Origin of the sequence: Neisseria sp. HMSC068C04 (assembly GCF_001810105.1) — a bacterium.
Lineage (GTDB): Bacteria > Pseudomonadota > Gammaproteobacteria > Burkholderiales > Neisseriaceae > Neisseria > Neisseria flavescens_B.
In genome coordinates this window covers 1-428 of record NZ_KV799947.1, presented here as the reverse complement: position 1 = coordinate 428, position 428 = coordinate 1, and the positions used below count along the sequence as shown (strand labels likewise).

Sequence of the window (428 nt, the reverse complement as noted above, 5' to 3'; positions counted from 1 at the left end):
TTTCAGACGGCCTAAACGGTGTCAGTTTGTCTAAATGACGGTTTGCAAATTCTGCGATAAGTTTTGAATCTGCTTTGTCTGTTTTTGTATGTCTAAACTGACTTTTTGCGTATTCTTTAATTTTTAAGGGATTAATGACAAAAATCGTATATAGCGCGCTCAAATATTCTGCCGCCTGTTCGTAGTAAATGCCTGTTGCTTCCATACTTATGGCAATTTTTCTAATTCGTTTTGTTTTTATCCAATTAATCAGATTCTCAAATCCGTCTGTATTATTGAATATTTTTATATAGTCTTTGCTTCCTTTAGTTGTAATCAATGTCGCATCTATCGTATTTTTCGATACGTCCAACCCTATTACATTCATTTCATTTTCCTTATTTATTCAGCCTTCAATGGCTATGATGATATTCAATCTTTAAGGTAAT

Annotated in this window: 1 protein-coding gene; it reads right to left on the bottom strand. The window is 32.7% G+C overall.

What is annotated here, in order from left to right:
* A partial coding sequence (locus tag HMPREF2700_RS05680; RefSeq protein ID WP_141745822.1) for an IS110 family transposase occupies window positions 1–367 on the bottom strand: 367 nt, incomplete at its 3' end.
* Between the last annotated feature and the right edge of the window lie 61 nt (window positions 368–428).